The 22081-nt window shown below is 32.4% G+C and carries 19 protein-coding genes and 1 pseudogene; 15 read left to right on the forward strand and 5 right to left on the reverse strand.

Annotated elements, in window-relative coordinates:
• The first annotated feature begins 21 nt into the window (after positions 1-21).
• Genes arsS through AC0L3M_RS10035 form a run of 13 tightly spaced genes read left to right on the forward strand, consistent with a single transcriptional unit; the run spans position 22 to position 14221 of the window.
• Entirely contained in the window at positions 22-1077 is a 1056-nt protein-coding gene (gene arsS / locus AC0L3M_RS09975; RefSeq protein ID WP_473430635.1) for an arsenosugar biosynthesis radical SAM (seleno)protein ArsS, read from the forward strand.
• Positions 1078-1116: 39 nt separating this feature from the next.
• Complete coding sequence (locus AC0L3M_RS09980) at positions 1117-1803, forward strand: TIGR04282 family arsenosugar biosynthesis glycosyltransferase (protein ID WP_473430636.1); 687 nt, start codon at positions 1117-1119, stop codon at positions 1801-1803.
• Positions 1804-1844: 41 nt separating this feature from the next.
• Entirely contained in the window at positions 1845-5039 is a 3195-nt protein-coding gene (locus AC0L3M_RS09985; protein ID WP_473430637.1) for a SusC/RagA family TonB-linked outer membrane protein, read from the forward strand.
• A 10-nt stretch (positions 5040-5049) separates the two neighbouring features.
• Positions 5050-6495, forward strand: coding sequence for a SusD/RagB family nutrient-binding outer membrane lipoprotein (locus tag AC0L3M_RS09990; RefSeq protein WP_473430638.1), 1446 nt, complete (start codon positions 5050-5052; stop codon positions 6493-6495).
• Positions 6496-6498: 3 nt separating this feature from the next.
• Entirely contained in the window at positions 6499-7833 is a 1335-nt protein-coding gene (locus tag AC0L3M_RS09995; protein WP_473430639.1) for a sodium:solute symporter, read from the forward strand.
• Positions 7818-8645, forward strand: a complete 828-nt coding sequence (locus tag AC0L3M_RS10000; RefSeq protein WP_473430640.1) for a metallophosphoesterase family protein — start codon at positions 7818-7820, stop codon at positions 8643-8645. The genes AC0L3M_RS09995 and AC0L3M_RS10000 overlap by 16 nt, the downstream gene beginning before the upstream one ends.
• A 5-nt stretch (positions 8646-8650) precedes the next feature.
• Positions 8651-9163: a rhodanese-like domain-containing protein gene (locus tag AC0L3M_RS10005; RefSeq protein WP_473430641.1), complete on the forward strand. Its 513-nt coding sequence runs from the start codon at positions 8651-8653 to the stop codon at positions 9161-9163.
• Between the two features lie 6 nt (positions 9164-9169).
• Entirely contained in the window at positions 9170-9790 is a 621-nt protein-coding gene (locus AC0L3M_RS10010; RefSeq protein ID WP_473430642.1) for a TIGR04282 family arsenosugar biosynthesis glycosyltransferase, read from the forward strand.
• On the forward strand, positions 9771-10583 hold the full coding sequence (locus tag AC0L3M_RS10015) for a purine-nucleoside phosphorylase (RefSeq protein ID WP_473430643.1): 813 nt from the start codon (positions 9771-9773) through the stop codon (positions 10581-10583). The genes AC0L3M_RS10010 and AC0L3M_RS10015 overlap by 20 nt, the downstream gene beginning before the upstream one ends.
• A 50-nt stretch (positions 10584-10633) precedes the next feature.
• Positions 10634-11602: an arsenosugar biosynthesis arsenite methyltransferase ArsM gene (arsM, locus tag AC0L3M_RS10020; RefSeq protein WP_028283324.1), complete on the forward strand. Its 969-nt coding sequence runs from the start codon at positions 10634-10636 to the stop codon at positions 11600-11602.
• Between the two features lie 50 nt (positions 11603-11652).
• Positions 11653-12534: a sterol desaturase family protein gene (locus AC0L3M_RS10025; RefSeq protein ID WP_473430644.1), complete on the forward strand. Its 882-nt coding sequence runs from the start codon at positions 11653-11655 to the stop codon at positions 12532-12534.
• The gene (locus AC0L3M_RS10030) at positions 12531-13493 is read left to right on the forward strand and encodes a DUF547 domain-containing protein (RefSeq protein WP_473430645.1); all 963 of its coding nucleotides are present in this window, start codon (positions 12531-12533) and stop codon (positions 13491-13493) included. The genes AC0L3M_RS10025 and AC0L3M_RS10030 overlap by 4 nt, the downstream gene beginning before the upstream one ends.
• 32 nt (positions 13494-13525) lie before the next feature.
• Positions 13526-14221 (forward strand): TIGR04283 family arsenosugar biosynthesis glycosyltransferase, encoded by a 696-nt coding sequence (locus tag AC0L3M_RS10035; protein ID WP_473430646.1) that lies wholly within the window; start codon positions 13526-13528, stop codon positions 14219-14221.
• A gap of 12 nt (positions 14222-14233) precedes the next feature.
• On the opposite strand, the gene AC0L3M_RS10040 is transcribed toward AC0L3M_RS10035, so the two are convergent.
• The 5 genes from AC0L3M_RS10040 to AC0L3M_RS10060 all read right to left on the reverse strand — a co-directional run bounded on the left by AC0L3M_RS10040 (position 14234) and on the right by AC0L3M_RS10060 (position 18979).
• Positions 14234-14992, reverse strand: a complete 759-nt coding sequence (locus AC0L3M_RS10040) for a metallophosphoesterase family protein (RefSeq protein ID WP_473430647.1) — start codon at positions 14990-14992, stop codon at positions 14234-14236.
• A 36-nt stretch (positions 14993-15028) separates the two neighbouring features.
• A complete protein-coding gene (locus AC0L3M_RS10045; RefSeq protein ID WP_473430648.1) occupies positions 15029-16282 on the reverse strand; it encodes a POTRA domain-containing protein in 1254 nt (417 codons plus the stop codon).
• Entirely contained in the window at positions 16283-17281 is a 999-nt protein-coding gene (locus tag AC0L3M_RS10050; protein ID WP_473432500.1) for a glycoside hydrolase family 113, read from the reverse strand.
• Between the two features lie 74 nt (positions 17282-17355).
• Complete coding sequence (locus AC0L3M_RS10055; protein ID WP_473430649.1) at positions 17356-18219, reverse strand: transporter family protein; 864 nt, start codon at positions 18217-18219, stop codon at positions 17356-17358.
• Positions 18220-18259: 40 nt separating this feature from the next.
• Positions 18260-18979, reverse strand: coding sequence for a DUF547 domain-containing protein (locus AC0L3M_RS10060; protein WP_473430650.1), 720 nt, complete (start codon positions 18977-18979; stop codon positions 18260-18262).
• A gap of 195 nt (positions 18980-19174) precedes the next feature.
• On the opposite strand from AC0L3M_RS10060, the pseudogene AC0L3M_RS10065 reads away from it, so the two are divergent.
• Positions 19175-20478: pseudogene (locus AC0L3M_RS10065) on the forward strand (NAD(P)/FAD-dependent oxidoreductase).
• Positions 20479-20490: 12 nt separating this feature from the next.
• Entirely contained in the window at positions 20491-22080 is a 1590-nt protein-coding gene (locus AC0L3M_RS10070) for a 4Fe-4S binding protein (RefSeq protein WP_473430651.1), read from the forward strand.
• The last annotated feature ends 1 nt before the right edge of the window (position 22081 follow it).

The raw sequence follows: 22081 nt of genomic DNA on the forward strand, positions 1-22081 counted from the left end.
ACAAATAAGACAACACGATTAATGGCAACAAAATCCCTTAAAAAATTAGGTAGCGATTTAGCAAAAAGCAATAAACAATTAGAGATTTTATCTGGCGGAATTTTTGCTGATGGCGAATTACCGACCTTTAAAGATAAAATTTCTGAAACTGGTCAATTTCCGCTTAAAGCGAAAAAACTAGAAATACTACAAATTAACGTTGGTTACATGTGTAATCAAGTGTGCGAGCATTGTCACGTAGATGCAGGTCCAGACCGAAAGGAAATTATGACCCAAGAGACGATGCAACAAATCTTGGATGTTATTAAAACAACAGGTGCGCATACTTTAGATTTAACAGGAGGTGCTCCAGAAATGAACCCAAATTTTAGATGGTTTGTAGAAGAAGCTTCAAAAATTGGAATTAAAGATTTTATTGTACGTTCTAATTTAACCATTATTCGTGCTAATAAAAAATATTACGACTTACCGCAGTTTTTCAAAAAGCATAATATTCATGTTATAAGCTCAATGCCACACTGGACTCGTGGTAAAACAGACAAACAACGTGGCGAAGGTGTGTTTGACATGTCTATAAAAGCATTGCAAGAATTAAATGCTGTTGGTTATGGTATGCCAGGAAGCGATTTAAAACTGGACTTAGTTTACAATCCTTCAGGAGCTTTTTTACCAGGTGATCAAATGGCTATGGAAAAAGATTTCAAAAAAGCACTATTGGAAGATTTTAGCATTCAGTTTCATAACTTATTTGCGATTACCAATTTACCAATTGCTCGTTTTTTAGATTATTTAATTGCTTCTGAAAACTATGAAGATTACATGTACTCATTAGTAGAAGCTTATAATCCTGCTGCTGTAGCAAACGTCATGTGTACTAATACATTGTCTGTAAGTTGGGATGGTTATTTATTTGATTGCGATTTTAATCAAATGCTAGAACTACCTGTAAACAGTAAATCTAAACACATATCAGACTATAAAACCGAATTACTTGAAGGTAGAAACATAGTAATTTCACAACATTGTTATGGTTGCACTGCTGGAGCAGGAAGTAGCTGTCAAGGTGTTGTTGCTTAATATAAAACTAACTTTTTTCGCTGTCGCGGAAATCCATAAATGAAGACTAAAACTGCCATTTTAATTTTTTCTAATTCTGCTAAAGAGGATGCTAAACGCAAATCTTTTGCTGATAGTCAGTTGTTTGAAACTCTTACAAACGATACGATTAGAAAAGTTAAAAAAACAGGATTACCCTTTTTTCATTTTACCGAAACACAGCAACAAGGTTTAAACTTTGGTGATCGTTTTACAAATGCTATTCAATCAGTTTTTAATAGTGGTTATACTAATGTTATTTCTATAGGAAACGACACGCCACACCTAAAAACAAAACATATTAATGAAGCTTACCAAAAACTAAACAACAATCAGTTAGTCTTTGGACCATCAAAAGATGGTGGTTTTTATTTAATGGGCTTAACCAAAAGCCTATTTAATGCTAAGCAATTTAAAAATTTACCTTGGCAATCTTCAGCTTTAAAAAGCACAACATTACACTATTTATCTTCAACTAAAGTCACTTTTAGTACCCTAGAAACCTTAGACGACATCGATTCGTTTAAAGACTTAAAAGCTATATTAAATAGTTACAAAACGGTTTCAAAAGCACTAAAAACAATAATACTACAGCTTTGTATTTCCGCGAAAGCGATACTTAAACACATAACGTTACAACGCAGATTACTTCCAATACAATTACCTTATAATAAAGGCTCTCCTAAATTAGTTTACACCAACCACTAGTGGCTTTTAGCCAATTTTATACTGAAACTAATTTAACTTAAATGAAACACATTTACTTATGTGCTTTGCTACTTGTTTGTACATTTAGCGTTGCACAAACCACAATTACTGGTACTATAACAATTGCCCAAGATGGTCAAACTTTAGCATACGTTAATATTTTGTCAGACCTAAACAACGGAACAATATCCGATAATAGCGGTTATTATTCTATTACAATTTCTGATGAAACGGAACACTTAACATTCTCGTTTATTGGGTACAAAACACAACAAATTGCTATTAATAATCAGTCGGTTATTAATGTTATTTTAGAAGAAGACACCTCTAATTTAGACGAAGTAGTCATTACTGCATTAGGCCTAGAACGAGACACAAAAGAACTTGGATATGTAGTACAATCTTTAAAAAGTGAAGGTTTAACCGAAGTTAAAACGGTTAACTTTATTGATAATTTGGCTGGTAAACTTGCAGGTGTAACAGTCTCTCAAGGTGCGACAGGTGTTGGATCGTCTTCAAAAATAACGATTCGTGGTGAAGCTTCATTTTCTAACAACAATCCTTTGTTTGTAGTAGATGGAGTGCCAATTAATAATAATACTGTTTTTAACTTTACAAACGAAGCTGCTGCTGGTTTTCAGGAAATAGATTTTGGAAATGGAGCTATGGAAGTTAATGCAGACGATATCGAAGAAGTTTCTGTATTAAAAGGTCCAAGTGCTGCTGCTTTATATGGTACGCGTGCATCCAACGGAGTGATTGTTATTAAAACCAAAGATGGTAAAAAAACTAAAGGTTTAGGGATTAGCATTAACACGTCGTTATTTTTTGACAATGCGTTTAGATTACCAGAATTTCAGAATAGTTATGGTCAAGGTAATTCTGGACAATTTGAATACGTTGATGGTCTTGGAGGCGGAATTAATGATAACATTACCTATTCTTGGGGACCACAATTGGATGCTGGCATTTACCTTCCGCAGTTTAATAGTCCAGTGACTTTAGCAAACGGAACTATTGTACGTGGTGGAGATACTGCTTTATATTCTGGTGACGCTATTACACCAACCTTATTTCAGTCTAATCCAGACAACTTAAAAGATTTTTATCAAACAGGAATTACTACAATAAACAATATTGCTATTTCTAATGGTTTTGATACTGGTGATTATAGATTATCGTTTACAGATTTAAGAAGCGAATCTATTATTCCTGGTGTGAATTTAGACCGACAAACTGTTGCTGCAAAACTAAATTTTGAGCACACAGAAAAAACGACTATTTCAACCTCACTATCTTACACCAATTCTACAAGCGACAACAGACCATCTAACGGTTATGGTAGCGAAAATGTAAATTACAGTTTGGTAGCTTGGGGACCACGAAGTCTTGATATTAATAGCTTAAAAAACTATTGGCAACCAGGTTTAGAAGGTGTACAACAATATAGTTTTAACTACACCTTCTTTGATAATCCTTATTTTATTTTATACGAAAACACAAATAGTTTTAATCGTGATCGTGTCTTCGGAAACGTTGCTATTACACATAAATTTACAGACCATTTAAATCTACAGGTTAGAACAGGTATGGATTATTCGTCTGAAAAAAGACTACTAAAACGTGCCTATTCTAGTAATCGTTTTCAAAATGGTGCTTACGCAGAACATGATGTGTTTTACAGAGAAGTTAATACCGATTTTCTATTAAATTACAATAATACGTTTGGCGATTTTAAACTAGATGTATCTATTGGTGGAAACCGATTAAACCAAACAGCATCAACCAAGCAATCACAAACGGTTAGTTTGGCGCAACCAGGCATTTTTAATTTAAATAATGCTGCATCACCTATTGAAGTGTTTCAGTTTGAATCTAAAAAACGTATTAATTCTTTTTATGGAATTGCAAAATTAGGCTATAAAGACTTTCTATTTTTAGACATTACAGGTCGTAATGATTGGTCTAGTGCTTTAGCAACACCTTTTTCAGTTGATGGTACTTCTTTTTTCTATCCTTCGGCTTCAGCCAGTTTTATTTTATCTAATGTTTCAGAGCTTCCTGAAGCTGTATCTTTTGCAAAACTAAGAGCCAGTGTAGCACAGGTTGGTAACGATACTAATCCGTATCAAACCTCAGGAGCTTTTGTATCGCAAACACCTTTTAATAGTCAACCTACTTTTAGCAATCAGGATTTTATTCCTAATTCAGAATTAAAACCAGAAAGCACCACTAATTACGAGTTTGGTGCAGATTTACGTTTCTTGAAAGATCGTATTCGTTTTGACTTTACCTATTATAATGCCATAACTAAAGATCAAATAATTTCATTACCAATACCAATTTCATCCGGTTATGAACAACAAGTTGTAAATGGTGGAAAAGTAAAATCGACTGGTGTCGAAATTATTGCTGGCTTCACTCCTATTAAGACGTCTAATTTTAAATGGAATACAACCTTCAATTTTGCTAAAAACAAAGCAACTATAGAAGAGTTACCTCAAGAAGATGGACGTTTAACCTTGGCTTATAGCCGAATTTATGATAGTGCCAATCAAACGGTTTGGTTTCAAGTTGAAGAAGGTGGACAGATTGGAGATATTTATGGTACAGGTTATAGTACTAACTCAACTGGAGAATTTGTTTTAGATGACCAAGGGAATTACATCAGCAATAATTTTTTGCAGAAACTTGGAAATTATAATCCAGATTTCACATTAGGTTGGAACAATGACTTTAGCTATAAAAATTGGACTGCAAGCTTTTTATTTGACTGGAGACAAGGTGGCGAAATTGTATCAAGAACTAGCGCATTAGGTAATGTTGGAGGACAATTAGCCGAAACAGAATACAGACCTGACGAAGGTATTGTAGCAGAAGGAGTTAATGTTAATACAGGCTTACCAAATACTGTAGCTATATCTGCAGAAAGCTATTACAGACAATTTTATGACAGAAATCAAGAGCAAAATAACATCTATGACGCGTCTTACTTAAAGTTGAGACAATTTTCTGTTGGTTACAATTTTAAATTAAAAGAAGGTTTTCTAGGCTTAAAAGAAGGAGGAGACATTGCAGTGTCTTTAATTGGTAAAAACCTATTTGTTATTACTGAAAACCCACATTTTGACCCAGAACAATTAGCGGTTCAGGGTAATGGTTTTGTAAGCGGAGTTGAGGATATGAGTTATGCCTCATCACGTAGTTTTGGATTAAAAGCAAGTTTAAATTTTTAATAGACACATCATGAAAAACACATTATACATATTAAGTTTTTTTACTCTTGTTTTAATGACAAGTTGCACTAAAGACTTTGAAGATATAAATACCAATCCTAATGCACCAAACACAGTACAACCTAGCTTGCTACTACGTCAGGTTATTTACGATTTTGGAGAACAAATGAGTTATGAAGGTTTTGTGGCTGGTGATTTATTATCGCAACACAGAACTGCTTTAGATTTCAATTTATTTGACAGACACGCCTTAAAATCGCCACAATTAGGAGGAAATCCTTGGCCTATATTTTACACCAATTTACGTGATAATGAGATTATATTAACACAATCTAAAACCACCTCAACCTTTAAGGTTTATGAAGGTCCAGCTTTAATTTTAAAAGCATATATGGCAGCAGGATTAACAGATTTATTTGGTGATGTGCCCTATTTTGAAGCCTTTAATGGAATTGAGGGGACCGTTACACCAAGTTATGACAGTCAAGAATCTATTTATTTAAATGAAAACGGTATCTTAGATAATCTAGATAAAGGGATTGAAGCTATTACAAATTACGATTTAGCGATCCCGTTGGAAGGAGATATTTTATTTAATGGTAATTTAGACGCATGGGTAAAATTTGCTAATAGTTTAAAATTAAAATATTTACTTCGTATTTCCGATCAAGTGGATGTTTCAACTGAATTACAAAGCTTATATGATGAAGGAAATTATATTTCAGCTACAGCTGAAAATGCTATATTCAACTTTACAAACACAGATCCAAATAGCTTTAGATTAGCTCAATTAAGAATAGGAGATTTTAATAATTTTGTCTTATCGGAAACGATGGAAAACATTTTAATTGACCTAAATGATGATAGAATAAGTACGTTTTTCAAACCTTTTGAAAACTCGTCTTCCAATCAATTTAATGGTTTAATAAATGGTATTGACGCCTCATCAACTTCAATTGCTTTGGCAGACTATTCGTTAGCTGGAAGTGCTTTTAGAGAAGACACTTCGGTTTTGGATGCTAATTTTATTACCTCTTGGGAAGTTCATTTTATTTTAGCTGAAGCTGCTTTAAAAGGCTTAATTAGTGCCAATGCACAAGAATTATATGAAACAGGAGTCGCACAAGCTTTTGAGTATTGGCAAACCGATTTACCTGCAACTTACCTAACAACCAATGCTGCTTATAATGCACCTGGAACAACGCCTTTACAACAAATTATCACCCAAAAATGGATTGCTAATCTTATAAATGGTTATGAAGGTTGGGTAGAATACAGACGCACAGGTTTCCCTGAATTTAATGCAATTTCTGCAAGTTTAAACAATGGGTTAATACCTTTAAGAATGCCTTATCCTACAGAAGAAGAAGCTTTAAATGCCGAAAACTATAATCAAGCAGCAAGTGCTACTAATGGTAATGATATTAACTTCCCAGTTTGGTGGGACCAAAACTAAAAAATGAGTACAGAAATTTGGCAATGGGTTTTAGTGAGCGCTTCAAGTTTAATCTTGTTTGCCTTATCTCCTTATGCAAAAACCACTGCATCTTTTTTTAAAGCTAATCACAATAAAAAATCACCAAATGTTTTAGTCCTAACTGGTAGTTTAATAATCTCTTGGATTTTTGCCAAAAGTATTACTAATGCTGCCAATTTAGGTATAGATTTTGGTTTGGTTGGAGGTGTCGCTTATGCTGGATATTATCTCAGTTTTGCGGTTGCTGGATTACTAATTTATCAATTACGTACCAAAGGTGGCTTTACAAGTATTCATCAATTTTTAACTAGTAAGTTTGGCAAAAAGGCAGTTGCTGTTTTTACTATTTTGATCATTATTAGATTATTTAATGAGGTTTGGAGTAACACCATGGTTATTGGCTCTTACTTTGGAGAATCAGGAAGCGCCAGCTATTACACCGCCATAATTGTATTTACATTACTAACTCTAAGCTATGCAATTAAAGGTGGTTTGAGCAGTTCTATTTTTACGGACGTGATCCAAATGATCTTATTTTCTGTACTGCTAATCATTATTTTATATACTATTTTTTCTGTTGAAAATTTTACAGCAAAAGACATTGCAACGTCTGGAACTTGGAGTTTTGAACTAGGTTTAAACCTATTTTTTGCAGCCATAATACAATCCTTTAGTTATCCTTTTCATGATCCAGTTTTAACAGACAGAGCTTTTATTAGTTCGCCAAAAGTGACTAGAAAAAGCTTTTTGTGGGCTAGCTTATTAGGTGCTATTTGCATTGTGCTTTTTAGTTTAATTGGTGTGTATGCACAAAATCAAGGTTTTAAAGGACAAGCAGCTGTAGAGGTTGGAAAAGCATTTGGAGTTGTGGTATTATTAGTCATTAATTTTATAATGATTACGTCGGCAGCTTCAACCTTAGATTCGACATTTTCATCGTTTTCAAAATTATTAGCAGTCGATTTGGGATTAGGCAAAAGCCTAACGTTTGGTAGATTAGCAATGGTAGCCATTGCTGTACTTGGTACAATTCCTATATTTTTTAATGCCGAAATCCTCTCTGCCACCACCATTTCCGGAACTATGGTAATTGGTTTAACACCAATATTTGTGTTCTGGAATTATAAAGTGCCAAAAATCAGTTTTTATTTAAGTATTGGTTGTGGTATCCTTTTTGGCTTTTTATTAGTATTCAAAGTTTTCCCAGAAGCTTTAATTTTTACAAAGGGTCGTTATGCAGATTTACTTTGGGTAAATGTTTGGGGAATTTTTAGTTGTAACCTTTTATATTTCGTTCCTAGATGGATAAAACAATAAATAATATAGGCACATTATCTGGTAAAGTCTTACTTTTTGGAGGCGTTTACAGTAATCTTCAAGCTTTAGAAGCACTTAAAGCTATTGCTGAACAGCAAAATATTGCTCCAGAAAACTGTATTTGCACAGGAGACGTTGTTGGCTATTGCGCACAACCAGAAGAAACGGTTCAGCTTTTAAAAATTTGGAATGCTAAAAGTATTTTAGGAAATGTAGAAATCCAATTAACCGAAGGTGAAGCAGATTGTGGATGCGATTTTACAGAAGGCTCACGATGTGATGGGTTTTCAAAACTTTGGTATCCTTATGCACAAAGTAAACTAAGCAAAAACTCGATAGCGTATTTAGCAACGTTTCCGGATCATATTACCTTTAATTATGCTAATAAAAAAGTAACCGTTGTACATGGTGATTATTTTAATGTATCAGAATTTGTATTTAAATCTACAGACTGGAATATTAAGGCCAAAACAATAGATGCAACTAAAAGCGATGTTATTGTTGCTGGACATTGCGGATTACCTTTTAATCATGAGCAAGACAACAAATTATGGTTAAATCCAGGAGTTATTGGTATGCCTGCTAACGATGGATCATCACAAGTTTGGTATGCCATTTTAGAAGAAATTAATGGTGAAATGAAATTTACGCATCATACGCTCGACTATAATTATAAGTTAACCAATAGCTTAATGAAAAATGGACTATTGCCTGAAGAATATGCAAGAACAATAGTGACTGGTATTTGGGATAATACCGAGATTTTACCAGCTATTGAAAGTGGATTACAAGGTTTTGGACTTAATTTATAAATCACATGAAAACAGTATTATTAATTTTTATCAGTCTATTTACAACACAACTAATTGCTCAAGATACTTTAGATGAGCTTTTAAAAAAACACAATAAAAACAGCGTTCCTTACATTACTGTTCAAGAATTGGCAATGCCAAAAACTGACGCTATTATATTAGATGCAAGAGAACCTAAAGAATATGAAGTCAGTCACATTAAAAATGCAACTTTAGTAGGTTACGATTTTTTTGACATCAAAACGGTTACAGAAAAATACACTAATAAAGATCAAAAAATAGTAGTCTATTGCTCCTTAGGAATACGATCTGAAACCATTGCAAAGAAACTAAAAGACGAAGGTTACACAAATGTCCTTAATCTTTATGGAGGTATTTTTGAATGGAAAAACAATGATTTTACTGTAGTAGATTCCGAAGACAATGAAACTGAACAAATACATACTTTTAATGAAGCTTGGAGCAAATGGCTAACTAAAGGAATAAAAGTCTTTGAAACAACTTCTACAAAAAAATAAAAATTCATGCATAAAAATCTAGTAATAACCTTTACCAGAAACCCTGAATTAGGAAAAGTAAAAACAAGATTAGCTAAGACAATTGGCAATATTTCCGCTTTAGCGATATATAAAAAATTATTAGAGCACACTGAAAGCGTTTTACAACAAATAGACTGTGACAAGGCTGTATACTACTCGGTTAAAATTAGAGAAAACGATCTTTGGGATGGTGACATATATCAAAAACACCAACAAGTTGGAGACCACTTAGGCATAAGAATGTCTAATGCGTTTAAAACTGGTTTTGATTCTTGCTACACTAAAATAGTTATTGTTGGTAGTGATTTATACGATCTAAAACCCGAACATATTAATCAAGCTTTTGATGCTTTAGATAATAATGATGCAGTAATTGGACCTGCTTTAGATGGTGGCTATTATCTTTTAGGAATGAAACAATTGCATCCTGCTGTTTTTGAAAATAAATCTTGGGGAACCGAAACAGTTTTTGAAGACACCATGAAAGATTTAGTTAAGGAAAACGTATTTTTGTTAGAACCATTAAATGATGTTGATACCTATGAAGATATGTCCAACAACCAAACCTTAAAAGCCTTAATTGAACATGATAAAGCAAATAAATAAAACCGTAGAATACCTAAAAGAAAAAGGATTTGACCAACCAGAAGTTGGTATTATTTTAGGTACTGGATTAGGAAAATTAACCGATGAACTTGAAGTTACCCAAGAGGTGAGCTATAATCACATTCCTAATTTCCCAACTGCGACTGTCGAGTTTCATAAAGGAAAATTAATTTACGGAACCTTAGCTGGAAAAAAAGTAATTGTAATGCAAGGTCGTTTTCATGTTTATGAAGGTTACAGCTTAGAAGACGTGACTTACCCTGTTAGAATTATGGAAAAATTGGGTATCAAAACATTATTGGTTTCTAATGCTTCGGGAGCTATTAATTTAGACTTTAAGAAAGGCGAATTAATGCTTATTGACGATCATATTAACCTACAAGGAAGTTCTCCTCTAGCTTTTAAAGGAGTTGCTGAGCTTGGCGAGCGTTTTGCAGATATGAGTGCACCTTATGATTTAGACATAAATGCAAAAATTAAAGCTATAGCAAAAGCTAATAATATAAAATTACATGAAGGTGTTTACGCTAGTGTTGTTGGACCACAATTAGAAACAAGAGCAGAGTACCGAATGCTTAAAATTATTGGTGCAGATGCAGTAGGTATGAGTACTGTTCCTGAAGTTATTGTTGCTAATCATTTAAATTTAAAAGTGGCTGCAGTGTCAGTTTTAACAGATGAATGCGACCCAAGTAATCTAAAACCTGTAGATATTGGTGAGATTATAGCTATGGCTAATCAAGCAGAGCCTAATATGATTACATTATTTAAAGGGTTGATAGAGACACTTTAGTGTTAAATAAATCAGGTTTAAATTATAAACACAAACTTAAAACTAAAAAAATGAGCTATTTAGACGCTACAAACAATTTATATAAAGAAGCTGCTTTAACACCAGATGTTGGCTTATGCTGCACCACTAATCCTATATGGGAATTACCAGGTCTTAAGATTCCTAAAATCATGCAAGAAATGAACTACGGTTGTGGTAGCACTGTAAATGCTAGAGATTTAACTAACAATCCAAAAATGTTATATGTTGGTGTTGGTGGTGGTATGGAATTATTACAATTCGCTTATTTTAATCGTCAAAAAGGTGGTGTTATTGGTGTTGATGTGGTAGATGAAATGCTAGAAGCATCACGTAAAAATTTTATTGAAGCCGAAGCACAAAACGATTGGTTTAAAAGTGAGTTTGTAGATCTTGTAAAAGGAGATGCTTTAAATCTTAACGTAGCAGATAACTCAATTGATGTAGCAGCACAAAATTGTTTATTTAATATCTTTAAGGCAGAGGATTTAAAAAAGGCTATTGCCGAAATGTATCGCGTTTTAAAACCACATGGCAAACTTGTTATGAGCGATCCTACTTGCGAGCAGGAAATGAATGACACATTACGTAACGATGATAGATTAAGAGCTTTATGCTTAAGCGGAAGTTTACCAATTGCCGACTATGTAAAAGCATTAACTGACGCAGGTTTTGGTACAATAGAAATTAGAGCCAGAAAACCTTATCGTATTTTAGACCCTAAAAATTATCCTACAGATGAATTAATCTATATAGAATCTATAGAAATAGCAGCCATTAAAGATCCAATGCCAGCAGATGGACCATGTGTTTTTACAGGTAAAGCTGCAATATACTATGGTGATCAAGATTTTTTTGATGATAAAAAAGGGCATATTTTACTTAAAAATCAACCTATAGCTATTTGCGATAAAACAGCAGGAGATTTAGCTGCTTTAGGTCGGGATGACATATTTATTAGTAAATCTACTTATCACTATGATGGTGGTGGATGCTGTTAAGTAACCTTTGTTACAACTAAAAAACAAGTAAATGACTAATTTAGTCAGCTATGGAAAAGTATCTAGACATTATAAAAAACGCCTATTTTGGCTATTGGAACTACCTAAAACACCAAATTATATTCCCAAATAATTGGGACAACTATTTTTATGGATTAATCATAATATCATTAGTAGTTTGGGGTTTAGAAATTATGTTTCCTTGGCGTAAAAAACAATCTATTTTCCGTAAGGATTTTTGGTTAGATACGTTTTACATGTTTTTTAATTTCTTTTTACTAAATCTTATTATTTTAATAGCTTTATCTAATACTGCTGCAAGTTTTTTTGATGATATTTTAGGCGTTGTTGGTTTATCTATTTCAAGTTTTCAATTGTTTGATGTAGATAATTTACCATTATGGTTAGGACTGTTTATTTTCTTTATAATTTCAGATTTTACGCAATGGATAACTCATAATTTATTACATCGTTTTGAGTTTTTATGGAACTTCCATAAAGTACATCACAGCGTTAAAGAAATGGGATTTGCTGCACATTTACGTTATCATTGGATGGAACCGGTTTTATACAAATCCATGTTATACATACCTATTGCCATTATTGGTGGTTTTGATGCGCAACACGTTGCTATAGTCCACTTTTTTGCAATAACCGTTGGACACTTAAACCATGCTAATTTAGGTTGGGATTATGGTGTTTTAAAATATGTATTTAACAATCCAAAAATGCACATTTGGCATCACGTAAAATACTTACCAGAGCACACAAAATTTGGTGTTAACTTTGGTATAACCCTAAGTATTTGGGATTATATTTTTAAAACCAATTACATACCACATGATGGTCGTGATATCGAGTTAGGTTTTGAAGGCGACGAAACGTTTCCTAAAGATTTTATAAGTCAAGAATTATATCCTTTAAAAAAATGAAACAACTTTTAGCCTTAGCATTATTAGTCTTGTTTTGCGCTTGCAAAAGCACAAAACAAACTGCATCAAATACCCAAATAGCAACTAATACCATTAAAAAAGAAGCTATAGCTGAAATTAAAATGGATACTATCAACAAAACAAATGATAGTAGTTACATAATTAAAAAAGCAAAATACACAATAACTGAAGATGTAAAAATTGCTGAATATCATACTGTTGATAAACGACAAAAATTTATATCAAACAAAAAAGATTCAATTCCTAAAAATAACGAATTCAATCAGATTCTTACGAAAACAGAGCATTCTAACATTCATTTTTTATGGGATGAATTATTACAAAAACATGTTTCTGATAACGGAAATGTGAACTATAAATCATTTAAAACTGAATATAAAAAATTACTAGAATACATACATATCCTGGATTTATTAAAGTCTAAACCTGAATTTGATTCTATTTTAAAAGAAGAAAAACTAGCCTATTGGATTAATGCATACAACGCGTTAACAATAGATTTAATTATAAAAAACTATCCTGTAAAAAGCATAAAAGATATTAAAAATCCTTGGGGTCAAAAACTTTGGAAACTAGGAGACAAATGGTATAGTTTAGAAGACATTGAGCACGAAATTTTACGAAAAATGGACGAACCACGCATACATTTTGCTATTGTTTGCGCCTCTTATTCTTGTCCTAAATTACAAAACACTGCATTTATAGCTTCAAATTTAGAAACGCAATTAACCGTAGCAACTAAACAATTTTTAAGCGATACCAAACGTAACGATATTAAAGAGAACAGTTTAAAATTATCAAAAATATTTAAATGGTTTGATAAGGATTTTGAACAAAACGGAAGTTTAATTGACTTTTTAAATAAATACACAGCTATAACTATTTCAGCGAAAGCTAAAATTAGCTACAAAGATTACAATTGGGACTTAAATGACTAAAACCAACCTAATAAAACTTACGTAAATACAGCATGATAAGTATTATTATTCCGGTTTTAAACGAAGCTAAACACATTACAGAAGTATTGTATCATTTAATTGACAATGCCTCTTTAAACACCATCCAAGAGATTATAGTTGTGGATGGTGGCAGTACTGATAATACCGTTTCAGTTATCCAAGGATTAGGTTTAAATATTAAAGTTTTACATTCTGAAAAAGGTCGTGCTAAACAAATGAATCTTGGTGCCAAAGCTTCAAAAGGTGATATTCTTTATTTTTTACATGCAGATTCTTTTCCGCCTAACAGATATGACCAGTTAATTTTAGATGAAATTAAAAAAGGTAATAATGCAGGTTGTTTTAGATTACAATTTGATAGCAACCATTGGTGGCTACGTTTTACTAGTTGGTTAACTCAATTTTCTTGGCGAGCAAGTCGTGGTGGTGATCAAAGTCAGTTTATAACCAAAGCGTTATTTAATGATATTGGTGGTTATGATGAAAATTACATTATCTACGAAGACAATATTTTAATAAATGAGCTTTATAAACGCAAAGAATTTGTTGTGATTAACCATAAGCTTAAAACCTCAGCTAGACTATATCAAAAACATGGTGTTTGGACACTACAATATCATTACTTAGTCATTTATATAAAAAAATGGCTTGGTGCTTCCGCTAAAGATTTACATGAATATTATTTGAACAAAATCTGTAAGCGTTAAAAACCTTTTATTTTATTTAGAAGAATTATAAGACGTACTATTTCGTCCTGTTTCGTTTGGATATAATTTAGGTAAATTATCACTTTGAAATACGGTTTTGTCATCAATATTTACAGCTGAAACTTTACCAGTAAATGCAGCTCCAGTATCAATATTCCATACATTAATAGCTTGCATCGGTTGATCGGAATTAAACCTAATCGTTGGTGTATGTCCTATATAAATTTCGTGGTAATGTTTTAAACGTTTAGGATATAACACAGAGTCTTTTTTCACTCTTTTATCCATAGTGACTGCCATTTCCCAAAGGGTTCTATCAAAATATAAAGTCTCAGGATGCACTTCATTCTCTACGCCATGCATTGATGTAAATCCAGCATGCAAAAACAATTGATTATTAGTATTAAGATGGTGCAATTTCATTTGCTTAAAAAACTGTAAATGTATGGCTTTGTCTTCGTCTGAAAACGGATTATAACTTGCTATTGTACCTTCGCCTCCATTAACAAACCAAGCTTGATTTACGGTTTTATCTTCTAACCATTGTTCACACCAAACATCATGATTTCCTTTTATAAAAACACAATTGTATTGCTTAGAAAACTCAATTAAAAACTGTATAACCTGTGCAGATTCGCTCCAACCATCTACATAATCTCCTAAAAAAATAAAACTATCATCTTCAATCAAACCAATACGCTCTAACAATTGCTTTAATCCTATTAATCCTCCATGAATATCACCAATTACAAGGTTTCTGTTTGATTTCATATAATACTTTAATATTTAATTAAATTAAAACTATTATTAAAAATATTGACCGATACCAAAGACCAAGCCTTGACCATCCTTTTCTGAAATTCCGTAACCATAATCTATTCTAAAAATAGCATTAAATATAGATTTGTGTATAAAACGCAAGCCTACACCAGGAAACACTCGTAAGTTATCAGCATCACCAAAATCACCTAAATCTCCACCAGGATTTCGCCAGCTTCCTGCATCTACAAACGCATTACCTTGCAGTGCAAACCAACCTTTTTCATATAGAGTATGTCTATATTCCGTATTTAAAACGACTGCTCCTGTACCTCTATCAATGGTATTACCAACACCTCTAATATTTAAATTATTATCTACTGAAAATGGTGCAAAAGGCGTTTCGTCATTACTTGACAATCCTAATCTAACACGTGTTGCCCAATTCCCTCTTTGCCCTACTCTTTTGTAATAATTAAAATCATTCCATCCAATTAAAAACTCGGGTAAATCATTACTAGTAGACGTTACATATTGTACATTTAATTGACTTTTAAAACCCGAAACGTATTGGTAATTGTAATCTAGATTATTGTATTCATAGATGGCTTTATACAATAATTTATTAACACTTAATGCTTGAGGAACATCAGGATTTGTTGCTCCTGACTGATATTCATATTCTTCTAAAAAAGAATTAATACCAAACTCAAAACGGTTATTAAAGTTAGGCTGATACAATCCTAAAACTTCAAAAGATTTGTTTCTGTATCTATAATCTGAAGTTGTATTATCAAAAAAAACAGGCTCTAAAGTTTGTAAATCTTGATGATTTACCGCCAAACCAAACTGACGACTAAACAAATAAGGTGCTCTAAAATTTATACCATATGAACTAAATATGTCTTTTTGATAAAATCCACCAAAAATCATATTTTGCCCTAAAAGGTTAAACTCATATACTCCAAGTCTGTAAGCAAACTCGCCATCATTTGAGGTATATACATTAAAAGAAGGTATAATGGTGAAATTTTCTTCGATATTATAAAACACATTGTAATCTCCATTTTCTGAAGGAAATACTTGATAATACGCATGAGAAACAGAAGGTAATCGTTTTAATAATTTAATATCTTCATCTAATTGGATACTATCTAAAACAGCACCAGGTTTAGCATTAGCTACTTTTTTGACAAAACTAGATTTCAGCTTTTTGTTTCCTTGAATTTTAACATCAGATATGTTTTGTGAGTGTGCGATAGTAACACAAAAAAAGGCTAAAACAAATAATAAATACTTCATCTAATTTACTTTATAATGTTTTTTAATAAGTGTTTCTGCAGGTTTATTTTGTGGTGTGAATCTATTATTATCAACACCTCCAACTTTGTCATGATTTATAAACCATTTCCAAACAAAACCTCCAGCAAACCAATCTTCTTTCCAGAAAGCTTCAAATAAAGCTTTGGTAGTATTAACCTGTGCTTCTAGATTTACTTTTTCTTCAATTCTATCTACTGTCCATGGTGCTTTACCTGCATAATCTACACTACGGTAACCAAACTCGGTAAACAAAATTGGTTTATTATATTTTTCAGTAAACTCTACTATTGTTTTTTTATGCTTTATCCAACCCTTTAAACACTCTTCTACAGTGGGTGTTTTACTATCACTAACCGGAAAATAGGCATCAATACCAATATAATCTAATTGTTCCCAAAAAGGTGTTTTTGTATACTCATTCCAATTAGCTGCGTAAGTTAATTTACCTTTATAAATAGCTCTTACCTTAGTAATTAAACTAATCCAATAGTCTGGTCGCTCTTCCACAAAGTTCTCTAATTCTGTACCAATACAAAAAATTTCTGCTTTTGTATCTTGAGCCACTTGAGCAAAATCCAGAATATATTTAGTGTAAGTTTCTTCTAAGATTTTCCAATCCGCTTCGGTTTTCATTGTTATAAAACCAGTAAACTCGCCATGCCAAACCCAAAGTTGCGGTTTAAGCATGATTTTAATGTTGTCTTTTTTTAAGGCATTTACATACTGTTTGCCACCTATTTTAGTCTCACCAAACCATTGTCTTTCGGCTCCATAACTAACCTCAGGATGAGCTAAATCTTTAATAACACCAAAAGGCATAATGGCAGCATAATTAGCATTAACATTTAAAAGTGGATCTATATTTTGCTGAGTAATACTATCTCTGTGCGCCACAAAACTTACTCCGTTTATTTTTTTGTCTTGTGCTGTACAAGATTGAAGTAAAATTGCAATAAGTAAAAGCTGAATAAAGCGCATCATGTTTTTTTACTAAATATAAATAAATCCCGCTTTTCAGCAGGATATATTTACTTTTAAATTAATGTTATTTATTAAAATAAAGCTCTTAAACCAATATTAAAAGATTGTCCTAAACCAGTATTACTACCTCTAACAAATTTAGAGTACAAGGTTTCAATATTTAACACATCACTAATTTGGTATTTTGCTCCTCCTCCAACTGCAGTAAAATCTTGTTCAAAATCATTACCTGTATCTATACGTTGTGAGTGTTGTACTAATCCTAAAACTGTAAATTTAGAACTCGGGAAATAACTTAAAAACAAACCTGGTGTTAAGCTTAAACTGTTATTAGCAAAACTATCTTCTTTTTTACCAAAGTGATATTCTGTATTAAGCTCTGTAAATAATTGCCATTTAGAGTTAAAATTATAATCATAAAAAAAACGATTTTGAAACGTAAACCCTTTTTGATCTAAAAACACTCCGTTTTCACTTTCGTTATCAACTAAAGGAATATGAAACGCTGTCTGAATAGTAAAACTACTAACACTTTTTATAGGATTAAATTTTACTGCAGGTGCAAAAGATGTAAAACCAGAACGTGCTGTATTTGATTCACCATCAAATTTAAACACATCTAAAGCATCACGATCTCCAATAACATTAGACCTAAACTCTAATAGTAAACCAACATTAAAACGGTTACTATCACTAATACCAGTAAACACATCTACAGTTGATGTAAAATAAGTTTCTCTAGCTTCAGTACCAGATGTAAACGTACTTTCTGTTTGTGTATAAAGGTTATTAAAAAACTTAATATCCCATTGTCCTTGACTTAATAATTTAGAAGGTGTGTAGGTTTGAATGTTACTTCCTGAAGTGTCATCATCTTGAGAAAAACCAGTTATTGAGGTTGTAATAGCTAATAGTAGTAAAGTTAGTTTTTTCATGCTTTTTTTGTTTTGCTTTCCGCGAAAGCGTTATATTTTTTTATTGTTTGTTAAGTTTCCAGTTATAAGAAAAGTACTTTAACTTATAATTTTTAGGTATTGTATTAGTTCTGTATTTATTTATAAATTCAATTTCAGTCATGCCATTTTGTACAAAATCTTCATTGTACCATTTCATAATTTCAGAAGCTTCAACCGTTTTCTTTTTATCATTTACCTTCACAAAATAATCACCATTTAGCGCTAATTTAGTTTGCTGCTCTAATTGTGCATCAAGTGTTTTTGGCAAATAAGCATTTGCAATTAAAGGCGGACAACCATTGGCACCACAAACAAGTACAAAATGAAATCTTGCATCTTTAAACTTGGCTCTTAACAATTCATTTTCAATGGTATTTAATGTTACCTTTTGTCCTGCTAAACTGTACGTTGTTTTATCAAAAAAACCAGCTTTATCCAATGGTGAAGCTATCGGATAATTATCAACAATCCCTTTAATAACAGACAAATTATAAGCATTAATCCAAAAAGCTTGATAGTTTTTAGCATCTGTTTCTTCTACAGTAATATGATCTGCAATAGTTAAAATTGTGTTTAAACTAGCTACGTTTTGTTTTACCGCTTTGTAATCTACTTTACCTTTAACCACGTAGGATTTTAAAAAGGCGTCTGTTTGTGTAAAAAAGTCGTTAAGGGTTTGCGCTTTCAAGGAAAATAATCCGCTGACAACAAGCACAATTATTAGGCTATTTTTCATCATTATATTGGGTTTTAAATCTTTGTAACATTAAATAAGTCTTAACATTTAACAAAAACTTTCAAAAAAAATAAAAAAATTGACGTCTCAATGTTTTTCAAAACCTTACAAACACTAGTAATTTAAACCCATTCTAAACTACAGAGTCAATTAAGTTTTTAACTTTAAAAACGACAGACTATCTAACAATCTCATTTTATGGAACACATCGTCATTATAGGAAACGGAATTTCTGGAGTTACTCTAGCAAGACACATCAGAAAATTATCGGATAAGAAAATTACTATCGTTTCTGCCGAAACAGATTACTTTTTTCACGTACAGCCTTAATGTATGTGTACATGGGTCACATGAAGTTTGAACACACCCAACCTTATGAGAACTGGTTTTGGGAGAAAAACCGCATCGACTTAAAAAAAGGTTATGTCAATACTATAGATACTGATAATAAAACGCTCCATTTTGCTGAAGGTGAGACAATGACTTACAACAAATTAGTAATTGCTACCGGAAGTAAACCTAATAAATTTGGTTGGCCAGGACAAGACCTACAAGGTGTTCAAGGTTTATACAGCAAACAAGATTTAGATAACATGGAGCAAACTGCACCAGATAACAAAACTTGTAAACATGCTGTTATAGTTGGTGGAGGATTAATTGGTATTGAAATGGCAGAAATGCTAAATTCAAGAGACATACCAGTCACTTTTTTAGTTAGAGAGACTAGTTTTTGGAATGGTGTTTTACCTGAAGGCGAAAGTCAAATGATTAACAGACACATAAAAAACCACCATATTGATTTAAGATTAAATACCAATTTAAAAGAAATTAAATCGGACGATAACGGAAACGTAAAATCTATAATTATTGAAGAAACTGGAGAAGAAATAGCCTGTAACCTAGTTGGACTAACAGCAGGAGTATCTCCAAACATTTCGTTTTTAAAAGACTCTAAAATTGAAACCAAAAGAGGTGTACTAGTCAATCGTTATTTAGAAACTAACATCAAAGATGTGTATGCAATTGGAGATTGTGCTGAGCAACACGAAGCAATTGGTAACAGACGTCCTATTGAAGCAGTTTGGTACACAGGACGAATGATGGGAGAAACTTTAGCACAAACCATTTGTGGAAACAAACTACAATACAAACCAGGACATTGGTTTAATAGTGCAAAATTTTTAGATATCGAGTACCAAACTTACGGTTGGGTTTTTGGCGAACGTGGACGTCCAGAGCACGAAAAACATTTCCATTGGAAACATCAAGACGACACAAAATGCATAACTGTAGCTTACAACAAATACACTAAAGCATTTTTAGGCATTAATACTTTTGGTATCCGAATGCGACACGAAACTTTTGATACTTGGTTGACAGAACAACGTAATGTAGATTACGTAATAAACAACTTAAAAGAGGCCAATTTTGATCCAGAATTTTACAAACATTTTGAACAGGATATCCTAAAAGCATACAACAAACAATTACAAACAGTATAATAGCATTCCAATATGAGTAACAAACTAAATCACAGTATGTCATTAGCATCACCAGATGCGTTTCATATATCAACAAAACAAAAATTTGCTTTAGGTATTGGTCTTGTTGGACTATTAATTTTGGCATTAGCATTATTTAACGTCAGTCTACCAAATACAGCTTTATTTTTAACGCTTGCATTAGGATTGATTACTGTTGGTATTATTATATATTCTAGAGAAGCTTATTTAACCAAATTAGAAGGTATAAAAAATGACGGAGTATGGTATAAATCCATTTCATCCAGAGGATTTTGGGGTTGGGCTTTAGGTATCATACTAACCAGCTTTTATATTGTGTTATACTTTTTTCCTGAATATTTGGGCTTAAGTAAAGATGGTGCTGCAAACACTGGTTTAATTGGATTATTTGACCCTTTAAGTAACTTATTAAGCGGTCGTGATGCCAGTCAATGGTTTGTTTACGGGACACTGTATACCATTGCCATTTTAGCATTTGGTTACAAATACATTTTAAAATATAGACATAATCGCTATCAGCAAATCCGAACCGTTTCTGTTATGTTTTTTCAGTTAGGTTTTGCTTTTTTAATCCCAGAATTCATGTATGTCATGAATAATGATTTACCATATTATGACCTTAAAAGCATTTGGCCATTAAATTATTACATTTTTGATGAGTGGTCTGTCAAAGGCTTTTTATCTAATGGTAATTTAGGACTAGCTTTAATCATTTTTGGGATAGCTTCAACCTTTATCATTACTCCTATATTAACTTACAAATACGGAAAACGCTGGTATTGCTCATGGGTTTGTGGTTGTGGTGGTCTAGCCGAAACTGCGGGAGATAGTTTTAGACATTTATCTTCAAAAAAACTATCCGCTTGGAAGCTAGAGCGATGGTTAATACATACCGTTTTAGTATTTTCTGTAGTGATGACAACAGCAATGGTGTATAGCTACTTAGGCAAAGACAGCAATAATTTTTGGTTAACACGTGATGTTTTTATCATTTCTGTAATAACATTTTTAACCATCATATTTGCAGGTGTCATGTATTTTAGAGGCAAAGAGCTTGGTAAAGATGCTAAAGCTGGTGCAATTGGTTATGCTGCTGTAATTGCTCTATTATTAATTATGCACTTTACATCTACAACCGATCATTTATTTTTTGTAAAAGGTAGTGCGTTAAGATCTACCTATGGAATCTACATAGGCTCAATATTTTCAGGAGTTATCGGAACAGGTTTTTACCCAATTTTAGGTAGCAGATCTTGGTGTAGATTTGGATGTCCTATGGCAGCTATATTAGGATTTCAACAACGTTTATTTTCAAAATTCAGAATCACGACCAATGGAGGACAATGCATCTCATGTGGTAATTGCTCAAACAGTTGCGAAATGGGAATTGATGTACGTGCCTATGCCCAAAAAGGAGAAAACATAGTACGTTCAAGTTGTGTTGGATGTGGTGTTTGTAGTGCTGTTTGCCCAAGAGGTGTTTTAAAATTAGAAAACGATACTATGGATGGACGTATCAATCCAACAGAAGTATTATTAGGTAATGATGTTGACTTAATGGACTTTGTAAACAAAAAATAAA

It is taken from the genome of Olleya sp. KJ81-1, assembly GCF_055808135.1.